A 1158-nucleotide genomic window follows, 5' to 3' on the forward strand; every position below is an offset into this window, starting at 1 on the left:
AACTCAGTGAGCGTTTTGTCTATCAGCTCTTTACAGTTAGCCTCCTTTGACAAGTCAGAGGCAACCAATAGGCAGCGGCGCTCATAAGACTCAATATGCTTTTTAGTCACTTTGGCATCTTCATCTTCACAAAGGTAGCTTACCACCACGTCTGCGCCTTCTTTGGCAAACAAAATAGCTACCGCTTGGCCAATACCGCTATCGGATCCCGTCACAATCGCCACTTTTCCAGCCAGCTTGCCGTTCGGATAGTCGCGCGGCAATACTTCAGGATTTGGGTGTTGTTGTTTTTGCGAGCCTGGCAAAGACTGCTCTTGCTGAGGAAAATCTTTATTTTCTGATTGATTACTCATGATTTTACTCCTTTATTATCATATTCATTCTTATAGTAGTCGTGATTAAACGAGCTTTTGAATAACCTACCGCTTCTTATCGTTTAAAGCTTGTTATCAGCTTAAAGAATCTAAAATAAGGATTAGGTAAAATCTGGTGTCAGCCTGTAGACGAGATGTAAAAAAAGACTCTATCAACATCTGCTGATAGAGTCTTTGTCTATGTTACTAGCTCTAAACGTACTTAGTAGCCAGTCCTATAGAAGTATCTAAATAATAAATCGACTACTTAGATTTTACCAACCAAATCAAGGCTTGGTTTTAGCGTTGCTTGACCTTGTTCCCAAGCTGCTGGACATACTTCACCGTCGTTGTCACGCACATACTGGGCCGCTTTTACTTTACGAACCATGTCTTTTGCGCTACGGCCAATGCCTAAGTCATGAATTTCAGCAACTTTGATTAGGCCATCTGGATCTACTAAGAAAGTACCACGAAGCGCAGCGTTGTCTTCTTCGATCATGATGTTAAAGCCACGAGTAATTTTACCAGTACCGTCGCCTAGCATTGGATACTGTACTTTACCAATCGCTTCTGAAGAATCATGCCATGCTTTGTGTACGAAATGCGTGTCAGTTGATACTGCGTATACTTCAACGCCGAGGCCCTTTAGCTCTTCATAATGGTTGGCCATGTCTTCTAATTCAGTTGGGCAAACAAAGGTAAAGTCATGTGGGTAGAACATAAAGATCGCCCAGCTGCCTTTTACGTCTTCTGAAGTAATTGTTTTAAACTCACCATTTACAAAAGCTTCTGTTGAGAATTC

At 41.8% G+C, this 1158-nt stretch carries 2 protein-coding genes; both read right to left on the minus strand.

Annotated elements, in window-relative coordinates; translation table 11 throughout:
- Positions 1-353: SDR family NAD(P)-dependent oxidoreductase (locus tag ACS8FD_RS15855; RefSeq protein WP_439276555.1), on the minus strand; the 353-nt coding region annotated here is incomplete at its 3' end.
- 268 nt (positions 354-621) lie between these two features.
- Positions 622-1158, minus strand: a 537-nt coding sequence (gene ahpC / locus ACS8FD_RS15860; protein WP_439276556.1) for an alkyl hydroperoxide reductase subunit C, incomplete at its 5' end; no start/stop codon positions are given.

Source organism: Psychrobacter sp. 1U2 (assembly GCF_051847575.1).